This window comes from Litchfieldia salsa, assembly GCF_900104555.1.
Lineage (GTDB): Bacteria > Bacillota > Bacilli > Bacillales > Bacillaceae_L > Litchfieldia > Litchfieldia salsa.
The window spans coordinates 76,343-98,777 of sequence record NZ_FNJU01000002.1; the positions used below are offsets into that span (position 1 = coordinate 76,343).

Below are 22,435 nucleotides of genomic sequence, written 5' to 3' on the forward strand. Positions count from 1 at the left end.
ACCTAAACTGTTTCGGACTGTTGGCTTACCTTTGTAATTACATTGGATGAAATTGTCTTTCCATCCTGTAATTCTAAGATAAACTCTTGACCATTTTGTGAAACTGACTTCACAATCCCTTTGTTAACTGTCCCGTTTTCAGTGTTCCATTCAACCTGTTTTCCTATTAGTTCACTATATTTAACTAATGAATCGTACGGATTTTTAGATAAATATTTCTCTAACAAAGATGACATATTTGTCATTTGCTCTAATGATGAAAAATTCGCCATTTGTGAGATAAACTCTTTGTCCTCCATCGGTTTCATCGGATCTTGATTCTGTAATTGAACCATCAGGATCTTTAAGAATTCATCTTTTCCAAGAGTCTTTGCACCTGTTGTGGTTGCTCGTTTTTCCGATAAATATAGGGATGAATCTATAGTGTTAGTCATATAAATTTCTCCTAAACTTGCAAATTGACTATCTCCTCCAGCAAGCCACTAAAAGTATCCTCTTCTTCAATTGAATCAGATTCATTCTTTCTTGCTGTGTCATTTTGCTGATCTTTATTTGATTGTTCTGCGTCCTTCATTAAATCGCTGTATTGTTCTTGTGAGTACATTTCTAGTTTGTCAACACTTATATTTTGAGCAGACAAGAGCGCTCTAAGTTGTGTAATATTTGATTCAAGTAATTCTCTTGCTGAATTTGAAGCAGTTATTATTTTAGCTGTAAACTCGCCATTTATTTGAGATAATTTAACAATCACTGATCCTAAATGGTCTGGCTTAAACTTTATAACCATTTGCGAATGACCATTTCCTCCTGCTCGAAACTTCCCTGCACTTACGATTTCATAAAACTGTTGAATAAATTCAGATCTTGCCTGTGACTGATTTAAACTCTGACCTTGTCCAACATGAATGACGAATTGCTCTAGTTTTGACATTGTTGTACTTTCAATGCCTGTTATAGGCTTTAAAACATCTAAATCATTTATCTTAATATTCAGAGTCTCAGTTGCATCAGATAACATTAACAGAAGTGCTTTCTGATCTATTGACTTATTTAATTCCGGTTTAATACCTGAAACTGGTAATTGTTGAGCAAGAAAATTCTCAAGTTCAGCTAATTCTATGCTTGTTGAATTAGTCTGTGTAGAATCGGTTATGATTTTTCGAATCATTTGATTAAGGTAGTGATTTGCCGTTCCTTTATCAAGATTTGTATGTGATATTTCTTCAGCTACGTTTGCAACTAATTGTTTTAACTTAGAAATATGACTCTCAAATTGTTGTTGCTTTAGTTCATTCTGTAGGAGTTGCTGCTCTTCAAGAGTAACCATTTGATATATTTTCATATTGCTAATGTTATTCAACTTAGATGTTTCCTTTGATTCTGCATTTCTGGTAATCTTTGGAAACTGTTTGTTAATATCACTTAACAAAGTAGAAAACTTATCATGTGTAACATCAAATTTAACCCCAAATGTGTCTGAAATAATCTGTTGTAATTCGATAAAGGCATTTTCACTAAGTTCTATCTTATCTCCATTTGTTTCACTCTGAACAAATGAAGCAATCATGGCTAATAAATCTTCAGAGTTTAATAAAGAATCGTTGTCTGCAATATCTCCAAATTCTCCATTTAGCACCATTTCAATTTTACTTGCTAGATCATCAGACAATTGGCTTAGAAGTTCTGTGATTTCTGGATTTTGACTATTTTCTTCAGTCTTAACCTCTGTAATACCGTATAAGAAATTCTTATATTGATCTTTTACCTCTTTAGGTACTAGGACTTCTATTGAACTAGAGTTCAATGGCTTTTCACTTTTAGATAAATTTTTTGGTGAGGCATCTAGTCTATTATTCTCAAAACCATTCCTTAACATTTCAGTAAAACCACTTTTAGCTTTATTACTTTGAGTCGGCTTTAAGGACTGACCTGTATTACTAGTAGATATTCCATTTTTAAATGAAATCAAACCGTTCAGCTCCTTCACCTCCCTTCAAAATCTGTAGACTACTCGGCTAGTAGTTTTGTTATTCTAGCTGCATCCTCAGGAGTCATTTTTTCAAGGATAGCTGCCAATTTATCTGTTTTTATAGAAGAAAGAATTTTCTTTGCTTCAATATCATCTAAATTGGGTATGATTAATGCGGCTTTTTTTGCCGTCATCATCTCATAGAGCTTTGTCATTTCTTCATCAGTTTTACTTTGACTTAACTGCTCTTGTTTTGTTTCTGCAAGATCAAATTTTAGCTTCTTTAATTCTTGATTTAATGTTGTGAGTTCACTATCTTTCGTTGCGATTATTCCCTCTAGCTCTAAAATAGCTTCTTCTTTTTCTTCAAGCTTTGAATTCAAGTTATCAATATTTTTATTTAATCGTTCTTCAATTATTTGTTGCTCTTTCTCACTTTCATCTGTTATTAGTGATGAAATTCCAGGTATTCTTTGACCTATTTCTGTCGCATGACTTAGTACATTAATCCCAGCAACTTGCATTAATACAAGTGATAAGATTACTGTAAAAAGGATTGGAATAAGAATAAGAAAGAAGAACGATTGTATTTTGCTATATCCTTTATCTACCGCTTCCATAACATCACCCTAATTACCACGATTTATATACTGCTGAATGGATATTTCGTCCAGGAATTTAGTCTCAAATACTTGAATTGAATCTAGGAATGCTTTGTGTCTCTTCTCTTGTATCGTTTCATACTTTTTGACTTCTATGTTTTTTTCCAATAGCTTTTCTTGCACATACTGCATTTTATTACGTGCTTTCATTACAAGCTTTTGATAGTAAGAAATTGTATGATCAAGATTTGTTATAAAGCTCTGTTGATGGCGCATTTCATAAATTGATAAACCCAGTGACAATTTCTGCTGTTGTTCAAACTCTAAGTCTTCTTTTTTCTTCATAAATGTATATAATTGTTCAGCAACTGTTTCAAAATCTGATACAGAACTTTGATACTCTGCTAAAATCTGATTTTTTTCACTCTCTTTAATCTTAATAAGTTTTTGAAAATTACTTTGACCATTCATCCCCATTATTCACCCTTCTCAACTAAACGAAATAAGGTATTTACACTATCTTCTCGGGTTATTTTTTCAGAAGTAGCTTGCTTTAAGAACGATATAATGTTTGGATAATACCTTATCGCCTCATCGATTTCACGTGAAGATCCCCGCTTATATGCACCAATATTAATTAAATCTTCGGCATTCATATAAGTTGATAATATCCCGCGAAGCTTTTCTGCATAGATTCGATGCTCATCAGAGACTATTCCGTTCATTACTCGACTTACACTCTTCAGAACATTAATTGCAGGATATTGACCTTTATTTGCTAAATTTCGCTCAAGGACATAATGCCCATCTAAAATCCCACGAACCGTATCTGCTATTGGCTCATTCATATCATCACCATCAACCAATACCGTATAAAAGGCTGTAATTGATCCTACTTGATTTGTCCCAGTTCTTTCTAAAAGTCGAGGTAAGATGGCAAACACACTAGGTGTATAACCCTTTGTAGTCGGTGGTTCACCAATTGCAAGTCCAATTTCCCTTTGAGCCATTGCAATTCTCGTGACTGAATCCATCATAAACATGACGTTCAGCCCTTTATCACGAAAATATTCTGCAATAGCAGTGGCAGTATAGGCAGCTTTAATTCTCATTAGGGCAGGTTGATCTGATGTTGCAACAACAACAATTGAGTTTTTTAGACCTTCTTCACCCAAATCATTTTCGATAAATTCACGTACTTCTCTCCCACGTTCTCCTACCAAAGCTATTACATTTATATCAGCGGTTGTATTTCTTGCAATCATACCCATCAATGTACTTTTCCCCACACCACTACCTGCAAAAATACCTACGCGCTGGCCTTTACCTACTGTTAATAGGCTATCTATCATCCTTACACCAATTTCAATTGGTTCCTCTATAGGAGGTCTTAGCATTGGGTTGGGAGGATCTTGTTCAGTCGGTGCATTTGTTAACCCTTTTGGTAACGAGCTCCCATCAAGTGGTAGCCCTAATGAATCAAGGACACTCCCTATTAAACCTGGACCCACTTTAATTTCGAGAGGCTTACCTGTAGCTTCAACAATACTACCTGGCGAAATATCTTTTATATTAGTAAAAGGCATTAAAAGAACAGTTTCTTCTTTAAATCCAACAACCTCTGCATGGATTTTTCTTTTCTTGTTTGGTCCAATGAAAATGTAGCATAAGTCTCCTATGGAGCATTCAGGACCTATGGACTCAATCATTAACCCTACAACTTTGCTGACTTTACCGTATCTTTTAAATGGATCAATAAATGTTATTTCATCCAGAAGTGACTGTACCTTCAATTTTTATTCCTCCATTAAAAGTGATAATAGCTTTTCTTTTATTTCTCCTAGTTGGCTATCAACACTGGCATCTACTCTTCCAAACGAGGACTCAATAATGCAACCATTCTTTTCAATTTCGTGATTCGCGTAAATATAGATATCACTAGATTTGTTCATAATTGTCATTAGTTCTTCCTTATTGTTTAGTAGTAGTTGAAAGTACTCCGGGTTTACAGAAATTGATATTTGAGAATGTTCTTTTACCTCTTTAATTCCATTTTTCACTAGTGAAATAAATGAACTTTGATCATTCTCTAGGTGTTGTCCGATAATTTTTTCTGAAATTTTCAAACTTAATGCTAATATGAGCTCCTCTGCAGTATCTATATGTGAGAGCGAGTCGGCTTTAGCTTGATTAACAATTTCATTACCAAGAAAAATCGCCCTTTGATATTCTTCAAACCCTGCTTGTTGACCTTGAATATAGCCTGCCTCGAAGCCTTCTTTTTTCGCTTCTTCAATTAACCTTTTCTTTTCTTCAACCCATAAAGACTTCTCATTTTGAAGGTGCTCTTTATGTTGTTGGTACTCTTCTTCTGCTCGCGCTAAGATCGTATCCGCTTGAGCTTTTGCTTTATTCACAATACTAGAAGCAATTTCATTAACAGCTTGTTGCTCTTGTTCATTTAGTTCAGGACTAGTAATTGGGCTAATTAAAGTTTTTAACGTTATGATCCGATTTGGTTGATCATTCTTTACTGAAGAATATGATTTAATGACATTAGACAATAATATCGTCTCCTCCACCACGAGCAATGACAATTTCTCCGGCATCTTCTAATCTTCTTATGACTGCAACAATTCGTGATTGAGCTTCCTCCACATCTTTTAATCGAACTGGACCCATATACTCCATTTCATCCTTGAAGGTCTCAACCATTCTAGCTGACATATTTTTGAATACAATATCCTTAACTTCTTCACTCGCAACCTTAAGTCCAAGTAACAGGTCTTCATTTTCAACATCTCGAATAACTCTCTGTATTGAACGATTATCAAGTGTAACAATGTCTTCAAACACAAACATACGCTTTTTAATTTCCTCTGCAAGATCTGGATCTTGTATTTCAAGAGCATCTAGTATCGTTCTTTCAGTACTTCTATCAACACCATTAAGCACTTCTACAACTGCTTCCACACCACCAGTTTGGGTATAATCCTGTGTAACCGTTGCTGATAACTTGCGTTCTAGAATCTGTTCTACCTCACTTATAATTTCTGGTGACGTACTATCCATTAGAGCAATCCTTCGAGCAATATCAGCTTGCATTTCTGGAGGTAACTCAGATAGAATTTGACCAGCTTGAGCTGGGTCGAGATATGACAGGATTAACGAAATCGTTTGCGGATGCTCACCCTGTATAAAGTTCAAAATTTGCCCTGGGTCAGCCTTTCTAGCAAAATCAAAAGGTCTTACTTGAAGAGAGGACGTTAAGCGATTGATGATCGATGCAGCTTGGTCCTCACCAAGTGCCTTTTCTAAAACTGTCTTTGCATAGCTAATTCCGCCTTGGGAAATAAAGTCCTGTGCTAATGCTATCTGATGAAACTCTTCAAGAATTTCATCCTTCGCTTTTGTATCTACTGTCCGAACACTTGAAATTTGAAGCGTTAATTTTTCAATATCTTCCTCAGATAAGTGTTTATAAACAGAAGATGCAACATCAGGACCTAATGAAATAAGGAGGATTGCAGCTTTTTGTTTACCAGTTAATTCTTCATTCGTTTTTCTTGCCATTTATAATCCCCCTATTCCTCAGATAGCCAAGTTTTTAATAGCTTTGCAAAGTCTTCCGGTTTTTCTTTTGCCATTTTTTCCAGTTGCTTTCTTCGTGCAGATGCTTCTGTTTCATTTTCGATTGTTAAATCAGGTACTTCCACTGCAATCGGTCTTTGAAGATTCATTTCTTCTTCCATATCTTCTTCGTTTTCTTTCTTTCTCTTGCGAAGAATAATAATGACTAGAACTATGATTAGAAGAAGTAAACCTCCTCCTACTATATAAATCCACATAGGAATTTGATTATTTACTACTGCTCCATCTTCAAACTGAGCCTTACCATTAAATTGTTGAACAGATACAACAACCTTATCCTGAATCGCTTCTTCTGGAAGCTCGACTGCAGCATTATCCTTGTGCATACTCGTACGAACAATTGTAGAAAGAATTCTCGTAATATCTTCTACACTTTCTGCAGGTAATGAATCCAGATTCTGTGGATCTGGCGGCTCAACCATTACTTGAATGCCAAGATCACGAATTTTGTATGGAGCTTCAACAATCTCTTTACGAATTCGATTAACATCCTTGTTGATACGTTCTTCAATTCGCTCATAATCACCGTTACCGTTAGCATCAGCTCCAGGGAAATTAACAACATCCTCTTCCCCTACACCTGCTACACCAGCAGCATCTGCACCATTTCCAGTGTAAGTTTCTGTAATTCTTTCAACGCTTATATCTAAGCCTTCCATATTTTCCTCATCAGCAGGAACAACAAGATTTTCTTCTCTATTTTCCTGTGTGAAATCTAGGTCAGCTGTTACAGACACGATAACTTTATCTTGTCCAATCATCGTTCCAAGCATTTGTTGGACTTGTCTTTGAATATCTCTTTCAATTTCACGTTTCAAATCAAGCTGTGTAGCAATATCTCCAAGTGATGAAGAATTTTGGTTATTTTCTAAATCAAAATACTCAAAGTTTTGATTAGTAATGACGATATTCTCAGTAGGGAGATTAGGAACACTTTTTGAAACTAAGTGATATAAGGCATTAATTTGTTGTTGGTCAAAATTATAGCCTGCACGTGTATTAAGAACGATAGATGCAGATGCACTATTTTGTACCTCGTTTAAAAATACACTTGTTTCCGGCACGGTAATCATCACTTTAGCGTCATTAATTCCGTCAATCCCTTTTATTAGCGATGCAATTTCAGTTTGCATCGCTTCTAATTTCAAAACATTAAACTCATTATCTGTCATCCCAAAGCCTGCATTTTGTCCAAAGAACCCATAATCAATTGACCCACTATTTGGAACTCCCTCTGCTGCCAATTCAACTTTCAAGGTATCTACCATTTGTTCTGGAACTTTTATAGTAGAACCATTCTCAGCAATCTCAGATGTAATCCCTCGTGCATCAAGTGTCGCTTTTATTTGACCAGTTTCTTGCGGTGACAAGTTACTATATAAGGGCACAAGACTTTGACGTGTTGCCATCAAAGTCGAAATGATAATAACTAGGATCAGTAAAAGAACCGATCCTACAATTAATAGTTTTTGAGTTTTGGAACGATTTGTCCAAGAACTCTTTAATTTAGTCGTGTATAAATTCAATTGTTCGTTCAAAATATCATTCCCCCGGCTATTCGCATAATTCTAGAAGGTTCATAAATAACCGAAACTTATAAATTAAACTTGCATTCTCATAACTTCTTGGTATGCTTCTACAACTTTATTGCGGATCTCTATCGTAGTTAATAGAGTAACACCCGATTTTTCTGCAGAAATCATAACCTCATGCAAGTCTACTTTTTCCCCTTTTATAAGCTTTCCGGTCATTGCGTCTGATTCATTTGATGCACGATTTACTTCATTAATTGCATCCTTCAAAAAAGTAGAAAATGCTTGAGTAGATTGTGAAGCTGTTGGTTTATTTATAGGATTGGTCTGATTTGTAATTTTAAATTGATTAGCAACATTTATACGGTCAATCATATCTATTCACCTATTTCCCTATTTCTAATGATTTCATCAATAACCCTTTTGAGGCGTTAAAAACTGTTACGTTTGCTTCATATGATCTAGTGGCACTTATTAAATCCACCATTTCCTTTAACGGGTCAACATTAGGCATTTCAACATAACCATCTTCGTTTGCATCAGGATGTTCTGGATTGAATACTAATTTGGTTGGCGTATTATCCTCTTCAATCTTTGTTACCTTGACTCCATTACCAACGTTATTATTCATTGCTTTGCTCAAGAAGTTCGTAAATTGACCTTCATTCGCTTGAGTAACTACCATTTTCCGCTTATAAGGCTCCCATTTACCATCAACATATTCTCCACGTGTTGTATCAACATTAGCCATGTTAGAAGAAATAACGTCCATCCGTAAACGTTGTGTTGTTAATGCTGAAGCACTATTATTCAGTCCATGAAATATGGTCATATTTACTTACCTCCCTTAACTACTGTTTTTAATGAATTAAATTTACTTGAGATACGATCTGCTACCGCATTGAAGTAAATTTGATTCTTGGCTAGGCTCGCCATTTCCTTATCTATGTCAACATTATTGCCATTATGGTTAAACATTGTCCCAGTTTTTGTCGTTATGTTGATTCCACCAGTTCTACCACCAGTAAATTCGACATGTTTCTCACTTGTTTTCAATGCTCGCATTGAGTTAGTTAAATCAGTCTTGAATGTAACATCTTTTGCTTTGTAATTTGGTGTATCAACATTTGCTATATTATGAGATATTGCTTTTTGTTTTGTAGATGCGTACTTTAGTGCTTGTTCCAGAGAATTAATCGTACCAGAAAATATTTTCACTGTTTATCCCCCACAAAAATATTACAAATTTCGAACTTATATGTCGAATCGTGCTAACTTCATCTTATTCTAATGAATAAAACGAAATCTGTCTATGTAACATCTAGGAAAAAACGTCTTAATTCGACAAAATAGTCCTTTTTTCACACCTTTCTTCAAAAAATGAACATAATTCACTATGTAATAGGATGAATTTTCTATTTATATAATCAGAGAAAGGCATAAACAAAAAAAGATGAGCTAGGCTCATCTTTTTTTGTTTATTAATTTGATTTTAATTTTGCTAGCTCTAACAGGAACTTGTCATTTAAGACTTTAATATATGTTCCTTTCATTCCTAATGATCTAGATTCAATTACTCCTGCACTCTCAAGTTTCCTTAGCGCGTTAACTATTACGGATCTAGTAATGCCTACACGGTCTGCTATTTTACTTGCTACTAACAAACCTTCATTTCCATTTAATTCTTCAAAGATATGTTCAATAGCCTCTAATTCACTATAAGATAACGAGCTTATCGCCATTTGTACAACTGCTTTACTTCGAGCTTCGTCTTCAATTTCTTCAGATTTTTCTCGAAGTATTTCCATACCTACAACAGTCGCACCATATTCTGCAAGAATTAAATCATCACTTTCAAAGTTTCGTTGAAGTCGTGATAAAACAAGTGTACCCAAACGCTCACCACCGCCAATAATAGGAACAATGGTTGTTAATCCTTGTTGGAATAATTCTCTGTTTTCCACTGGGAACGCTGTATATTCACTATTAATATCGATATTAGAAGATGTTTCTGTAATATTAAATAAACTGTTCGTATAATCTTCTGGAAATTGACGATCCTCTAACATCTTTTTCATTCTTTCATTTTCGATTTGCTGGTTTATCGCAAATCCTAAAAGCTTACCACGTCGACTTACTACAAATATACTTGCTTCAATTACGTCTCTTAAGGTTTCAGACATTTCTTTAAAGTTTACCGGTTTTCCAGCAGATTTCTGTAATAAAGCGTTAATCTTTCTTGTTTTTTCTAATAATAGCATTGTTGTTCCTCCTGTTACTTTCACAAAAAGTAATTATAATATAAATCTGCTTAAATCTTTATCAGTTGCAATTTTTTCTAATTTCTCTTCTACATATTGAGGAGTAATCTTAATATATTCCATTGATATATCTGGAGCCTCGAAGGACAAATCTTCTAATAGTCTTTCTAAAATGGTATGTAGCCTTCTTGCACCAATATTATCAGTATCTTGGTTAACTTGATAAGCAATTTCAGCTATCTTACGAATAGCATCGTCAGAAAATTCAAGTTGTATACCTTCTGTTTCTAATAATGCAGAATATTGTTTTAATAATGCATTATCAGGCTCTATTAAAATGCTTACAAAATCATCCACAGTTAACTTTGTTAATTCTACACGGATCGGAAAACGACCTTGTAATTCAGGTATTAGATCAGATGGCTTAGCCATATGAAAAGCTCCTGCAGCAATGAATAGAACATGATCTGTTTTTACAGGTCCGTACTTTGTCACAATTGTAGATCCCTCTACGATTGGTAAGATATCTCGCTGTACACCTTCTCTAGAAACATCTGCAGAAGATGATTGACTATTCTTTCCTGCAATTTTATCTATTTCATCAATGAATATAATCCCTGATTGTTCTGCTCGCTCAATAGCATCCTGGGTTACTTCATCCATATCAATTAGTTTTGCAGCCTCTTCATTCGTTAATACTTTTCGCGCTTCTTTTACAGTTAGTTTTCTTTTCTTTCTCTTTTTAGGCATTAAATTACTAAATGCATCCTGCATGTTCATCCCCATTTGTTCCATTCCAGAGCCCTGAAGCATGTCAAACATAGATGGTTGTTGTTCATCAACCTCAACTGTAACATAATGATCTTCAAGTTCCCCTAGAGCAAGCTTATGGGCTGTTTGTTTACGTTTATCCTTAATTGTCGCTTCTTCAGTCTGAGGCTCTTGTTCTACTTCTACTTGATTTCCACCAAAGAGCATTTCTAAAGGATTTTTATATGATGACTGTTTTTTTTGAGATGGCACTAATAAATCAACAATCCTACGATTTGCATTTTGTTCAGCTTGATCTTTCACTTCAATCACTTTTTCTTCTTTTACCAAGCGAACAGAAGTTTCAACGAGGTCTCTTACCATTGATTCAACATCACGGCCAACATAACCAACTTCAGTAAACTTCGTCGCTTCTATCTTAATAAAAGGTGCACCAACTAGCTTTGCTAATCGACGAGCAATTTCAGTTTTTCCTACCCCAGTAGGTCCGATCATTAATATGTTTTTAGGTACAATTTCATCCCTAAGCTTTTCATTTAACAAACTACGACGGTACCGATTTCTTAAAGCAACAGAGACAGCCTTTTTCGCATCCCTTTGACCGATAATAAATTGATCTAGTTTTTCTACAATTTGTCTTGGAGTTAGATTTGCATTCAATTTGTCTTCCTCCTATCAGATTAAAGTTCCTCAACAATAATATGTTCATTTGTATAAACACATATCTCACTAGCTGTTTCTAATGCAGCTTTCGCAATATCTTTGGCTGTTAGTTGGTCACCTGCATATTTTTTAAGCGCACGACCTGCTGATAGCGCATAGTTACCACCTGATCCAATTGCTAACACACCATCATCCGGTTCAATTACTTCACCTGTACCTGATACTAACAAAATGTTTGATTGATCCATGACAATTAGCATTGCTTCAAGTTTCCTAAGGACTCTGTCACTTCTCCATTCCTTTGCTAGTTCAACAGCAGCACGTTGTAAATTACCATTGAATTCTTCTAACTTACCTTCAAATAGTTCAAACAAGGTAAATGCATCAGCTACAGAGCCAGCAAAGCCTGCTAGTACTTTCCCATTGAATATCTTTCGGACTTTTCTAGCTGTATGCTTCATCACAACAGCATTTCCGAAAGTTACTTGTCCATCGCCCGACATTGCACATTGATTGTTATGATGTACTGCAAAAATAGTCGTTGCATGAAAATTAGACATAACTTTTTAACCTCCTTATGTTCCCAAAGCTTACGCTCTTGGGTGGGAAGACATGTATATCTTTTTCAAGTGCTCTTTGGTTACATGTGTATAGATTTGAGTTGAAGAAAGATGAGCATGGCCTAATAGCTCTTGTACCGACCTCATATCTGCACCTTCATTCAATAAATGAGTAGCAAAGGTGTGCCTTAAAACATGTGGACTAATATGTATTGTTGAAGAAGTTTGATCAACTAGCTTGCTTAGTATTAATCGCACACCTCTTGTTGTTAGGTTGCCTCCTCGGAAATTTAAAAATAGAAAATTTGAAGTTGATCTTGATTTTTCAAGTAACGCCAATCTTCCCTTAGAGATGTAGTCCAATAAAGCTTTGCTTGCATACTCTCCAAAAGGAACATATCGTTGTTTACTTCCTTTCCCATTTACGAGGACTGTACCAAGTGAGAAATCAATATCACTCATTTGTATTTGGCAACACTCACTTACTCGAATTCCTGTAGCGTATAATACTTCTAATAGCGCTTGGTTTCTCTGTCCTAGAGGTGTTGTCAGATCACTTACCTTAAATAAATGCTCAATTTCCTCTTGGTATAAAAAACTAGGAATTTTATGATCTTTTTTAGGTAGCGATACAAGTGTAAAAGGGTTCTCAATACATAGTTCTTCCCTCACCAGAAATTTATAAAAACTTCGCATACTCGAAATTTTTCGTGCGACAGATCTTCGTGAATATTGTTTTACATATAGTTTAGTTAAAAAAAGACGCACATCAGAATATGTAACCTCAATAAAAGAAGATATTCCTTCCTGATTCATAAATGTTATAAAATCGAGAATATCTTTTTCGTAACCATGCACGGTGTTCTTTGCATAGTTTTTTTCTATTTGTAAATACTCAATAAACAAGCTTAAAGAAAGGCTATTCTTTGCCAAAAATCCCACCTCACAAGGGCTACTAAATAGTATCATAATTTAATAGCCCTTGCAAATGATTTCATATTATCTTTTTAAAATTCTGAATTGTTTCAAGCGCTCTATTAGCGTACTGTTCGTTACGTTCTTGTTTGTTTTTTATTTTCACTTCTAATTCCTTGAATAGACCAAAGTTGGCATTCATGGGCTGAAAATTCTTGGCATTAGTTGTCGTTATATATCTTGCCATACTGCCAATTGCTGTTTCATGTGGGAAAACAATTGGATCTTTACCTACCATCAATAGTGCCGCATTTAGTCCTGCAACCAGTCCTGAAGCAGCTGATTCCACATATCCTTCAACACCTGTCATCTGTCCTGCAAAGAATAAATCTTGACGACCTTTATATTGATATGTCGGTAAAAGGAGATTTGGTGAATTTATAAAAGTGTTTCTATGCATGACACCATATCTTACAATTTCAGCATTTTCTAATCCAGGAATTAGTTGAATAACCTCTTTTTGCGGTCCCCATTTTAAATGCGTTTGAAACCCAACAATATTATATAATGTGCCTGCTGCATCATCTTGTCGCAATTGTACAACAGCATAAGGTCTTTTACCTGTTTTAGGATCTTCTAATCCTACAGGCTTCAGTGGACCAAACAGCATTGTTTTTCGACCACGCGCGGCCATTACTTCTACTGGCATACAACCTTCAAAGAAAATCTCCTTCTCAAATTCCTTCAAAGGTACGGTCTCAGCAGACACTAATGCATCATAAAAAGTATTAAACTCTTCCTCTGTCATTGGACAATTTAAATAGGCAGCTTCACCTTTATCATACCGTGATTTAAGATATACTTTATTCATGTCAATACTGTCTTTTTCGAGAATAGGAGCGGCAGCATCGTAAAAATATAAATATTCCTCACCAGTAAGTCCTCTTAATTGTTCTGATAATGCTTTTGAGGTTAATGGACCAGTCGCAATAATGGTTGGTCCCTCTGGAATTTCTTGAATTTCCTCATTGTATACTGTCACGTTTGGATGGTTCTTTACACTCTCAGTCACTTTAGCAGCAAATTCGTGTCGATCAACTGCTAATGCACCACCAGCAGGAACGGAGCACTCGTCAGCAGATTTGATAATAATTGAATCTAACATTCTCATTTCTTCTTTTAAAACACCTACAGCATTTGATAAATTATTTGCTCTTAATGAATTACTACAAACTAACTCGGCAAACTTATCAGTATGATGAGCTGGCGTTTTAACTACTGGACGCATTTCATATAAATGAACTTTAATTCCTCTTTTCGCTAATTGCCATGCAGCCTCACTGCCTGCCAGCCCTGCCCCTATAACATTAACCGTCTGTTCACTCATTATTTTTCCTCCAAATCATTTCTTCTATTTTAATGTTCCATCTCGGGTTAATTAAATACCTTTACTGATAAAAACATAAAAGAGGTGAGCAATAGAAGCTCACCACTTTTTATTTCTGAGTTTCTTCTTTATAATCGCATTCCACACATTGAACTTGTAGGCCTTTTTTCAATTTCTTCTCTACTAGCATTTTTTCACACTTTGGACATTTCCTTGCAATAGGCTTATCCCAAGAGAGAAAATCGCATCCTGGAAATTGATCACAACCATAAAAAATTCGACGTTTTTTACTTTTTCGTTCAATTATATTTCCTTTTTCACATTTAGGACATTGAACACCAATATCCTTAACAATAGCTTTTGTATTTCGACATTCTGGGAAATTTGAACAGGCCATAAATTTACCATATCGACCCATCTTAAAGACCATAGGATTATTGCATGCTTCACAATCTTCTCCAGCAGGCTCGTCCTTAATTTCAACCTCTTTCATTTCGTTCTCCGCGATTTCAAGACGTTTCTCAAAGTCACGATAAAACTCATCTAAAATCTTAACCCATTCAACATTACCTTCTTCAATCTCATCAAGACTATTTTCCATTTTAGCAGTGAATTCTACATCTAAAATTTCCGGGAAGAATTCCAAGATTAACTCCAGAACAATCCCACCTAACTCTGTAGGTATAAATCTCTTGTTATCCAGGGAAACATAGCCTCGTTTTTGAATTGTATCAAGGGTTGGAGCATAAGTAGAAGGTCGACCAATGCCAAGTTCCTCTAACGTTTTAACAAGCCTTGCCTCTGTATACCTAGGTGGAGGTTGGGTGAAATGTTGTTTAGGTTCAATATCTTTAGATATAATCTTATCGCCCTCTTGAAGATCAGGAAGCATTTTATCCTTTTCTTCTTCATTATCATCATTACCCTCAACATAGACTTTCATAAAGCCTGGAAATTTCACTTTTGAACCAGTTGCTCTAAAGATAATTCCTTCATTTACTAAGTCAACACTCATCGTGTCCATTACTGCATAAGCCATGTGGCTAGCAACAAATCGTTCCCATATCAATTTGTATAATCGTAGTTGATCTCTAGATAAATATGCCTTTAATGAACTAGGTTCTCTTAATGTTGAAGTTGGTCGAATAGCTTCATGGGCATCTTGAGTATTTGAATTCTTTTTGTCTTTGCGTTTAATTTCACTTACGAAGTCTTTTCCATAAGTCTGATTGATATAATCAGATACTTCGTTTTGGGCAGTTTCTGAAATTCTGGTTGAATCTGTACGCATATATGTAATTAAACCAACTGTCCCATCCTTACCTAAATCAATTCCTTCATACAACTGCTGAGCAAGCATCATCGTCTTTTTAGCACGGAAGTTTAACTTTCTTGCAGCTTCTTGTTGCAATGAAGATGTAATAAAAGGCGGTGCTGGATTTCGTTTCCGTTCCTTCTTTGAAACAGATTGTACGGTGAAATTTTTACCTTTAATTTGATTCATAATGCTTTTTACTTCTATTTCATTTTTTAAATCAAGCTTTTTTTGATCTCTTCCATAAAATAGACCTGAGAATTGTTCATTCTTCTTTAAAAAATCTGCTGCGATTGTCCAGTATTCCTCTGGTTCAAATCGTTCAATTTCCTGTTCTCTTTCAATAATTAAGCGAACAGCAACTGATTGAACTCTACCAGCACTTAATCCTTTTTTTACTTTCTTCCATAGTAGAGGGCTTATATTGTACCCTACTAGTCTGTCAAGGATTCTTCTGGCTTGTTGTGAATCCACCAAATCCATATTTATTGCCCTTGGATGCTTAAAAGACTCTTTGATCGCTTCTTTTGTAATCTCATTGAATACAACTCGACATTCTGAAGAAACATCTAAATCGAGGCTATGAGCTAAATGCCACGCGATTGCTTCACCCTCACGATCCGGGTCAGCCGCGAGAAAAATCTTTTTAGCTTTTTTAGCTGCTGTTTTCAATTCTTTTAAGACTGGGCCTTTACCACGGATGGTTATATATTTAGGATCGAAGTGATTCTCTACATCGACACCCATTTGGCTTTTTGGCAAATCTCTAATGTGTCCCATAGATGCTTTTACTTTGTATTTTTTTCCTAAATAACGTTCAATTGTTTTTGCTTTTGCAGGTGATTCAACTATGACTAAGAAGTCAGACATGAAACATTTCCTCCTTAAGAGGTATTATAAAATCTTCACTATTATTAAATATACGATACAATTTGTCAAACTGTATGGTATAAACACTTCTTATGAAAATCCGAATAACTCTATAAATATATAATCTCTGACGATATATCTTCACTTGTAATAACTAACTTTGCTCCAGCTTGTATAAGGCGATTGCAACCATTACTTGTATTCATATTGATCGTTCCAGGTATTGCAAAAACTTCTCTTCCCTGCTGTAGGGCAAGATTGGCAGTTATCAGTGATCCACTTACTTCTTTTGCTTCAATGACAAGAGTACCCACTGACAAACCACTTATAATCCTGTTTCGCATCGGAAATTGCCATCTTTTAGGTTCAGTATGTGGTGGATATTCCGATATTAGTAAATGTTGCTCACTAATTTTCCTTGCTAGCTCTTTATTTGATTTCGGATAGATGTGATCAAAGCCACCAGCAATCACAGCAATTGTTCTACCTTTATGCCAGATAGCAAGTTCGTGTGCACGAGTATCTATTCCCATCGCTAATCCACTTACAATGGTCCAATCTTCTTGAATAAGTGGAACAATCACTTTTTTCATACAGTCATATCCATAGTTAGATGGATTCCTTGTTCCAACAACACTTAGCTTTTTGGGATCCTTTAATAGTGTTAAGTCACCCGATAAGTAGATAACCCATGGTGGATCAAAAATTTGTTTTAGGCTTTCTGGGTAAGCATCTTCAAAAACTGTAAGAATATGAATATTTTTCACTTTATAATGATTTAGCATACTTTGGTTTTTCAAAGATTGCAAATCATTTATAAATTTTCTTGCGTTATTTGTGTTGATTTGGAGAATTTCTTCGACTTCTTGAATTGTGAGGTTATAGATTGAGGTTAAGTTGGGATCAAACTTGAGTAGTCTTAAGACACTCTTCCATCCTAGATTACAGTGGTGAATTTGTAGTAATCGCTCTTTAAATAAAGATTCCATAAGTCCTCCTTGAGGGGTAATGTTCTATTTTTTTGTCGGGGATACTATTTGTAGAGCAGTATGGGGAAAAGGCAGACCCTTTGAACAGGGTCTGCTAAATATTTAACATTGAAGCTTAGTGTGTTTTACACTTTTCATACAAACCTTGCTCTTTTAATACTGTAATTAGAGTTTCACCCATTACAGAAGGGGTTTCAGCAACTTGTATGCCACACTCATTCATCGTTTTAATTTTTTCTGCAGCAGTTCCTTTACCACCTGAGATTATCGCACCAGCATGGCCCATACGCTTTCCTGGAGGTGCTGTTTGACCACCGATAAAGCCTACAACAGGTTTTGTCATATTAGCCTTTACCCATTCAGCCGCTTCTTCTTCAGCAGTTCCACCAATTTCACCAATCATAATAACAGCATATGTGTCTTCATCTTCATTAAATGCTTTTAACACGTCGATGAAGTTTGTTCCATTAACCGGGTCTCCACCAATACCAACCGCTGTTGTTTGGCCAACACCTGCCTGTGATAGCTGATGAACAGCTTCATATGTAAGAGTGCCTGAACGAGAAACAACTCCAACATGTCCTTTAGTATGAATATAGCCTGGCATAATCCCAATTTTACATTCACCAGGAGTAATTACACCTGGACAGTTTGGACCAACTAAGCGTGTATTTTTACCTTCCATATATCTTTTAACTTTGACCATATCTAATACAGGAATATGTTCAGTAATACAAATAACTAAATCAAGTTCTGCGTCTACGCCTTCCATAATCGCATCTGCCGCGAAAGGTGCAGGTACATAAATAACAGAAGCATTTGCACCAGTTTGAGCAACAGCTTCACTCACTGTGTTAAAAACTGGTACTCCCTCAACTTCAGTTCCACCCTTACCTGGTGAAGTTCCACCAACGATATTCGTTCCATATTCAAGCATTTGCTTCGTATGGAATAAAGCCGTTTTTCCAGTAATTCCTTGAACAATTACTTTTGTATCTTTATTTATGAAAACACTCATGTTTTTCCCCTGCCTTTCTATCCTACTAGAGATACAATCTTTTGTGCGCCATCTGCCATGGATTCCGCAGCAGTAATATTTAAACCAGATTCTTGTAGTATCTTTTTACCTAGGTCGACATTCGTTCCTTCAAGTCGAACAACTAATGGTATTTCTAAGCCCACTTGTTTTGTTGCTTCAACAACACCTTCTGCAATAACATCACATTTCATAATCCCACCAAAGATATTAACAAAAATCCCTTTAACAGCTTGGTCTGACAGGATAATCTTGAACGCTTCTGTCACCTTCTCTGCAGTTGCACCGCCCCCAACGTCAAGGAAGTTAGCCGGGTCTCCTCCATAATGCTTAATGATATCCATCGTTGCCATAGCAAGACCTGCACCATTTACCATACATCCGATATTTCCGTCTAATGAAATATAGCTTAGGTCATATTTTGATGCTTCAATTTCTTTTGCATCTTCTTCATCTAAATCACGATATTCTAAGATATCTTTATGTCTGTATAATGCATTTGCATCAAAATTAAGCTTTGCATCAAGAGCCATTACTTTTCCATCACCTGTAACAACTAATGGATTAATTTCAGCAATTGAGCAATCTTTTTCAACAAATGCCGTATAAAGAGCAGTCATAAACTTAACCGCTTGACCTACTAGCTCTTTTGGTATATTAATATTAAAAGCTATTCTACGTGCTTGGAAGCCTTGGAGCCCAACTACTGGATCAATGACTTCTTTAAAGATTTTTTCCGGTGTTTTCTCAGCAACCTCTTCAATCTCAGTTCCGCCTTCTTCTGAAGCCATCAAAACAACACGTGAAGTTGCACGATCTAGAACGAGACCAATATAATACTCTTTTTTAATATCGCAGCCCTCTTCAATTAATAAGCGCTTCACTTCTTTGCCTTCAGGACCTGTTTGGTGAGTAACTAGTGTTTTGCCTAAAATCTCACTAGCATATGTACGTACCTCGTCAAGGTCTTTTGCCACCTTAACACCACCAGCTTTTCCACGTCCACCAGCATGGATTTGGGCTTTTACAACATTAACCTTTGTTCCTAATTCCTTAGCTGCTTCGACAGCTTCCTCTACTGTGAAAGCAACTTTCCCGTTTGGAACAGCTACCCCATATTTTCTAAGGACTTCTTTACCTTGATACTCATGGATATTCATTTCCCATCCTCCTATCCTTATGTAGCAATATCTTCATTGGTAATCGTCTAGCGGCCGCTCATTTTCATTAATCAAAATGTTCAAGTGAAAAAAGTGGTCTTTAGGCTTTTACCTAAACTAAGTAAGTCATCTGTAATTATACAGATTATCCAACAAAGTTTCTATGAAAATCAGAATTTTATAGATTATTCTGATTAAAAAAATAGACTGCGCTTTCATTTTATACTTATGAACAAATATTGTCTACTATATGAACTTAATTAACTAACATTATACTAATTTTTTGTAATTTGTTATCTTTTAACTAAATAAAAAACCAAGCAAAATACACTTGGTTAACGTTTAAGTTTCCTTATATTTTTTATCAACTTGATAAATAAAAGCAAAAACCTCTGCAACAGCTTTATACAATTCCTCTGGAATTTTTTCATTAATGTTTAATTGAATAAGCAATTCGGATAGAGTTTTGTCTTCTTCAATCGGCACATTGTGCTTCATTCCTTTGTCAATAATGCGATCAGCCATTGCACCCTTACCCTTAGCAAGAATTTTGGGTGCATCATCCTTGTCAGGTTGGTAACCTAGAGCCACTGCTTGCTTTAACTTCGGTTCTTTTGTCATACCAAAAAGTCAACTCCTGAAAGATTTTTTAACGGATAATCTATGGTTGATATTAGCGCTTTTATTCCAACTTCCTCATGTTTTGGAACAGTTAGTTTTACATTTGAAAGTATATATCCTTGTTGGTCTAAATTCTTTTTCAACTTAGGTTTCAATTGATTTATAATTTCTGAGAGACTATCAGATTTATTGTATATCGTAAGGTTTAGTACTCGGTGTTGAATCTTCATATCAATTACTGTATTCCCTATTTCTTGAAGATCCAGATAAAACAAAATTTGACAATAATCCGGGTCAATTTTACCTTTGCTATTTTTCTGACTATTCAACTGAACCGTCATATCTGAAAGATAATCTCCTAACCTCATAGGTAATTGCAGAACAATCTGCTGACTGTGACCAATTTCTTGTGTAAATAGTTGCATCCCTGTTAACCTATTAGCTAATCGTTCCATTCGTTCGTAAAGTAAACTACCTTCTTTAATAGTTGTAAGCGATAAACGTAATAATGCCTTTAGCGAATCTTCTTGATTATGGTCTAGTGCCCCTATATCCGCAGTAGTTAACCCTAAGTTTCTAATCATTAAATTAAACATTTTAGAACCTTCAAGATTTTTAGATAATAATTGACTAATTGGGTCAAATTGTAAAATTTCATCAACTTTCATGAATAACTTATTAAGGACTTCTTGTTCTCTCAATGGATCCGACATTAAAAGTTTTTGGAGATTCAATAGTTGGTTACTAATTGGTTCTTCGTCAAGAATTGCAAAAACCCCTTCAAGGCTTCCTTGTAAAAACGGTATATTGTTCTTTATCATTGTTCGGATTGTTTCAAGTGCTCTTGGGATGTCCTCTACATCATTAATCCACTTAGTCATCAATTGCAATTCGCTCTCAGTGAAAGGAATTCCCTCATTTACGAGAGCATAGATAAGCTGTTGATTCTGTTTCGTATTAGGAAGATTAGTATGTTTTATAAGTGTTTCACTTATAACTGACATATCACTTCCAACGCTTTTTACTGAGTCGTTTTTAAGGATTTTTAATTGTATTTTCTGGTCTTTTTGAATGGCCTGAAATAAATATTTTTGATTAATTACTAACTGTGTTTCCGCCTCAGCCATAAACCTCATAGAATTAGCTTGGATAAGAGCCATATTATTAGGGAAAAATTTAACCACTTCACCTGTTAAGATTTGACCGGATCTTATTGGTTTCACATTTGTACTAGCTTTTATAGAGGTTGCCTGGAATATTGAATTAGCATTATGTATTTTCATTCTTTTCCCTTCCCTCTAATAGCTGTTGTACTGGTGAATAAGAGCGCCTATGATACTCTGTAACACCAAACGTGTTTAACGCATTAAAATGCATTCCAGTACCATAACCCATATGCTTTTCAAATCCATATTGCGGGTAATCAATGGCAACTCTTCTCATTAACCTATCTCTAGTCACTTTCGCAATAATTGATCCTGCCGCAATCGAGTAACTTTTACTATCACCTTTAATAATTGAAGTTTGTGGAATATCAACCTGTATTTCCATTGCATCTATTAGTAAATGTTCGGGTTTAATAGACAATTTTAGTATTGCCTGTTTCATCGCTAATTTTGTTGCTTGATAGATATTTACCTCATCTATCTTTTTAGCATCTATAATGCCTATCCCAAATGTAACAGCTTGGGAGGTAATTTGTTGGAACAGCTCTTCTCTTTTTTGTTCAGATATTTTCTTTGAATCATCGAGACCCGGCAGAAAAAAATTCTTTGGTAGTATGACAGCGGCAGCAACTACAGGTCCTGCAAGAGGACCGCGACCTACCTCGTCAATACCTGCTATATAACTGATCCCTTTATTATATAGATTTTGCTCGTATTGCGACATTTCTTGAAATCTAGTTCGCTCTCTTTGGATTTCCTGTTGTGCTTTTTCCCATTTAGCGATCAATTGTTGTACACCTTTTCTAGGATCTTTCTTATATTCATGGATTAAGCTATCATTTTCATCGTTCACCATTAATAATTCATCCGCAATTTGTTTGATTGTTTTATTCATAAAAAAACTCGCTTTCTACCCTACTATATTCTTTTATCGGTTGTTTTTTGTTAAATTAAATAGAATAGTCCT

At 35.4% G+C, this 22,435-nt stretch carries 23 protein-coding genes; all 23 read right to left on the reverse strand.

Translation table 11 applies throughout. The features are described 5' to 3' along the window. Positions 1–2: 2 nt before the first annotated feature. The gene (flgD, locus tag BLQ56_RS04195; RefSeq protein ID WP_090850275.1) at positions 3–434 is read right to left on the reverse strand and encodes a flagellar hook assembly protein FlgD; all 432 of its coding nucleotides are present in this window, start codon (positions 432–434) and stop codon (positions 3–5) included. 11 nt (positions 435–445) lie between these two features. Continuing rightward, positions 446–1,969, reverse strand: a complete 1,524-nt coding sequence (locus BLQ56_RS04200; RefSeq protein ID WP_090850277.1) for a flagellar hook-length control protein FliK — start codon at positions 1,967–1,969, stop codon at positions 446–448. Between the two features lie 38 nt (positions 1,970–2,007). After that, the gene (locus tag BLQ56_RS04205; protein WP_090850279.1) at positions 2,008–2,589 is read right to left on the reverse strand and encodes a MotE family protein; all 582 of its coding nucleotides are present in this window, start codon (positions 2,587–2,589) and stop codon (positions 2,008–2,010) included. A 9-nt stretch (positions 2,590–2,598) separates the two neighbouring features. Continuing rightward, entirely contained in the window at positions 2,599–3,042 is a 444-nt protein-coding gene (gene fliJ / locus BLQ56_RS04210; protein ID WP_090851276.1) for a flagellar export protein FliJ, read from the reverse strand. 5 nt (positions 3,043–3,047) lie between these two features. Then, a complete protein-coding gene (fliI, locus tag BLQ56_RS04215; protein ID WP_090850282.1) occupies positions 3,048–4,364 on the reverse strand; it encodes a flagellar protein export ATPase FliI in 1,317 nt (438 codons plus the stop codon). Between the two features lie 3 nt (positions 4,365–4,367). After that, positions 4,368–5,135 carry a flagellar assembly protein FliH gene (gene fliH / locus BLQ56_RS04220; protein ID WP_175490187.1) on the reverse strand — a complete coding sequence of 256 codons (768 nt, stop codon included), beginning with the start codon at positions 5,133–5,135 and terminating at the stop codon, positions 4,368–4,370. After that, the gene (gene fliG, locus BLQ56_RS04225; RefSeq protein ID WP_090850286.1) at positions 5,128–6,144 is read right to left on the reverse strand and encodes a flagellar motor switch protein FliG; all 1,017 of its coding nucleotides are present in this window, start codon (positions 6,142–6,144) and stop codon (positions 5,128–5,130) included. The genes fliH and fliG overlap by 8 nt, the downstream gene beginning before the upstream one ends. Before the next feature lie 11 nt (positions 6,145–6,155). Further along, positions 6,156–7,760, reverse strand: a complete 1,605-nt coding sequence (fliF, locus tag BLQ56_RS04230; RefSeq protein ID WP_090850288.1) for a flagellar basal-body MS-ring/collar protein FliF — start codon at positions 7,758–7,760, stop codon at positions 6,156–6,158. A 63-nt stretch (positions 7,761–7,823) separates the two neighbouring features. After that, positions 7,824–8,129 carry a flagellar hook-basal body complex protein FliE gene (fliE, locus tag BLQ56_RS04235; RefSeq protein WP_090850290.1) on the reverse strand — a complete coding sequence of 102 codons (306 nt, stop codon included), beginning with the start codon at positions 8,127–8,129 and terminating at the stop codon, positions 7,824–7,826. Between the two features lie 10 nt (positions 8,130–8,139). Continuing rightward, positions 8,140–8,586, reverse strand: a complete 447-nt coding sequence (gene flgC / locus BLQ56_RS04240; protein ID WP_090850291.1) for a flagellar basal body rod protein FlgC — start codon at positions 8,584–8,586, stop codon at positions 8,140–8,142. 2 nt (positions 8,587–8,588) lie between these two features. Then, positions 8,589–8,972, reverse strand: a complete 384-nt coding sequence (gene flgB, locus BLQ56_RS04245; protein WP_090850293.1) for a flagellar basal body rod protein FlgB — start codon at positions 8,970–8,972, stop codon at positions 8,589–8,591. A gap of 263 nt (positions 8,973–9,235) precedes the next feature. After that, complete coding sequence (codY, locus tag BLQ56_RS04250; RefSeq protein WP_090850295.1) at positions 9,236–10,015, reverse strand: GTP-sensing pleiotropic transcriptional regulator CodY; 780 nt, start codon at positions 10,013–10,015, stop codon at positions 9,236–9,238. A gap of 33 nt (positions 10,016–10,048) precedes the next feature. Next, entirely contained in the window at positions 10,049–11,446 is a 1,398-nt protein-coding gene (gene hslU / locus BLQ56_RS04255) for an HslU--HslV peptidase ATPase subunit (RefSeq protein WP_090850297.1), read from the reverse strand. Between the two features lie 20 nt (positions 11,447–11,466). Continuing rightward, positions 11,467–12,009: an ATP-dependent protease subunit HslV gene (hslV, locus tag BLQ56_RS04260; RefSeq protein WP_090850299.1), complete on the reverse strand. Its 543-nt coding sequence runs from the start codon at positions 12,007–12,009 to the stop codon at positions 11,467–11,469. A gap of 30 nt (positions 12,010–12,039) precedes the next feature. After that, positions 12,040–12,942: a tyrosine recombinase XerC gene (xerC, locus tag BLQ56_RS04265; protein WP_090850301.1), complete on the reverse strand. Its 903-nt coding sequence runs from the start codon at positions 12,940–12,942 to the stop codon at positions 12,040–12,042. A gap of 61 nt (positions 12,943–13,003) precedes the next feature. Further along, positions 13,004–14,311, reverse strand: a complete 1,308-nt coding sequence (trmFO, locus tag BLQ56_RS04270) for an FADH(2)-oxidizing methylenetetrahydrofolate--tRNA-(uracil(54)-C(5))-methyltransferase TrmFO (protein ID WP_090850305.1) — start codon at positions 14,309–14,311, stop codon at positions 13,004–13,006. Positions 14,312–14,420: 109 nt separating this feature from the next. Further along, positions 14,421–16,496 (reverse strand): type I DNA topoisomerase, encoded by a 2,076-nt coding sequence (gene topA / locus BLQ56_RS04275; RefSeq protein ID WP_090850306.1) that lies wholly within the window; start codon positions 16,494–16,496, stop codon positions 14,421–14,423. 110 nt (positions 16,497–16,606) lie between these two features. Next, positions 16,607–17,485: a DNA-processing protein DprA gene (gene dprA / locus BLQ56_RS04280; protein WP_090850308.1), complete on the reverse strand. Its 879-nt coding sequence runs from the start codon at positions 17,483–17,485 to the stop codon at positions 16,607–16,609. A gap of 115 nt (positions 17,486–17,600) precedes the next feature. Continuing rightward, complete coding sequence (sucD, locus tag BLQ56_RS04285) at positions 17,601–18,503, reverse strand: succinate--CoA ligase subunit alpha (protein WP_090850310.1); 903 nt, start codon at positions 18,501–18,503, stop codon at positions 17,601–17,603. Between the two features lie 17 nt (positions 18,504–18,520). Further along, the gene (sucC, locus tag BLQ56_RS04290) at positions 18,521–19,681 is read right to left on the reverse strand and encodes an ADP-forming succinate--CoA ligase subunit beta (RefSeq protein WP_090850312.1); all 1,161 of its coding nucleotides are present in this window, start codon (positions 19,679–19,681) and stop codon (positions 18,521–18,523) included. Positions 19,682–20,023: 342 nt separating this feature from the next. Beyond that, a complete protein-coding gene (locus tag BLQ56_RS04295; protein ID WP_090850314.1) occupies positions 20,024–20,302 on the reverse strand; it encodes an EscU/YscU/HrcU family type III secretion system export apparatus switch protein in 279 nt (92 codons plus the stop codon). Further along, a complete protein-coding gene (locus tag BLQ56_RS04300) occupies positions 20,299–21,585 on the reverse strand; it encodes a hypothetical protein (protein WP_090850316.1) in 1,287 nt (428 codons plus the stop codon). The genes BLQ56_RS04295 and BLQ56_RS04300 overlap by 4 nt, the downstream gene beginning before the upstream one ends. Continuing rightward, positions 21,572–22,363, reverse strand: a complete 792-nt coding sequence (locus BLQ56_RS04305) for a ribonuclease HII (RefSeq protein WP_090850318.1) — start codon at positions 22,361–22,363, stop codon at positions 21,572–21,574. The genes BLQ56_RS04300 and BLQ56_RS04305 overlap by 14 nt, the downstream gene beginning before the upstream one ends. Between the last annotated feature and the right edge of the window lie 72 nt (positions 22,364–22,435).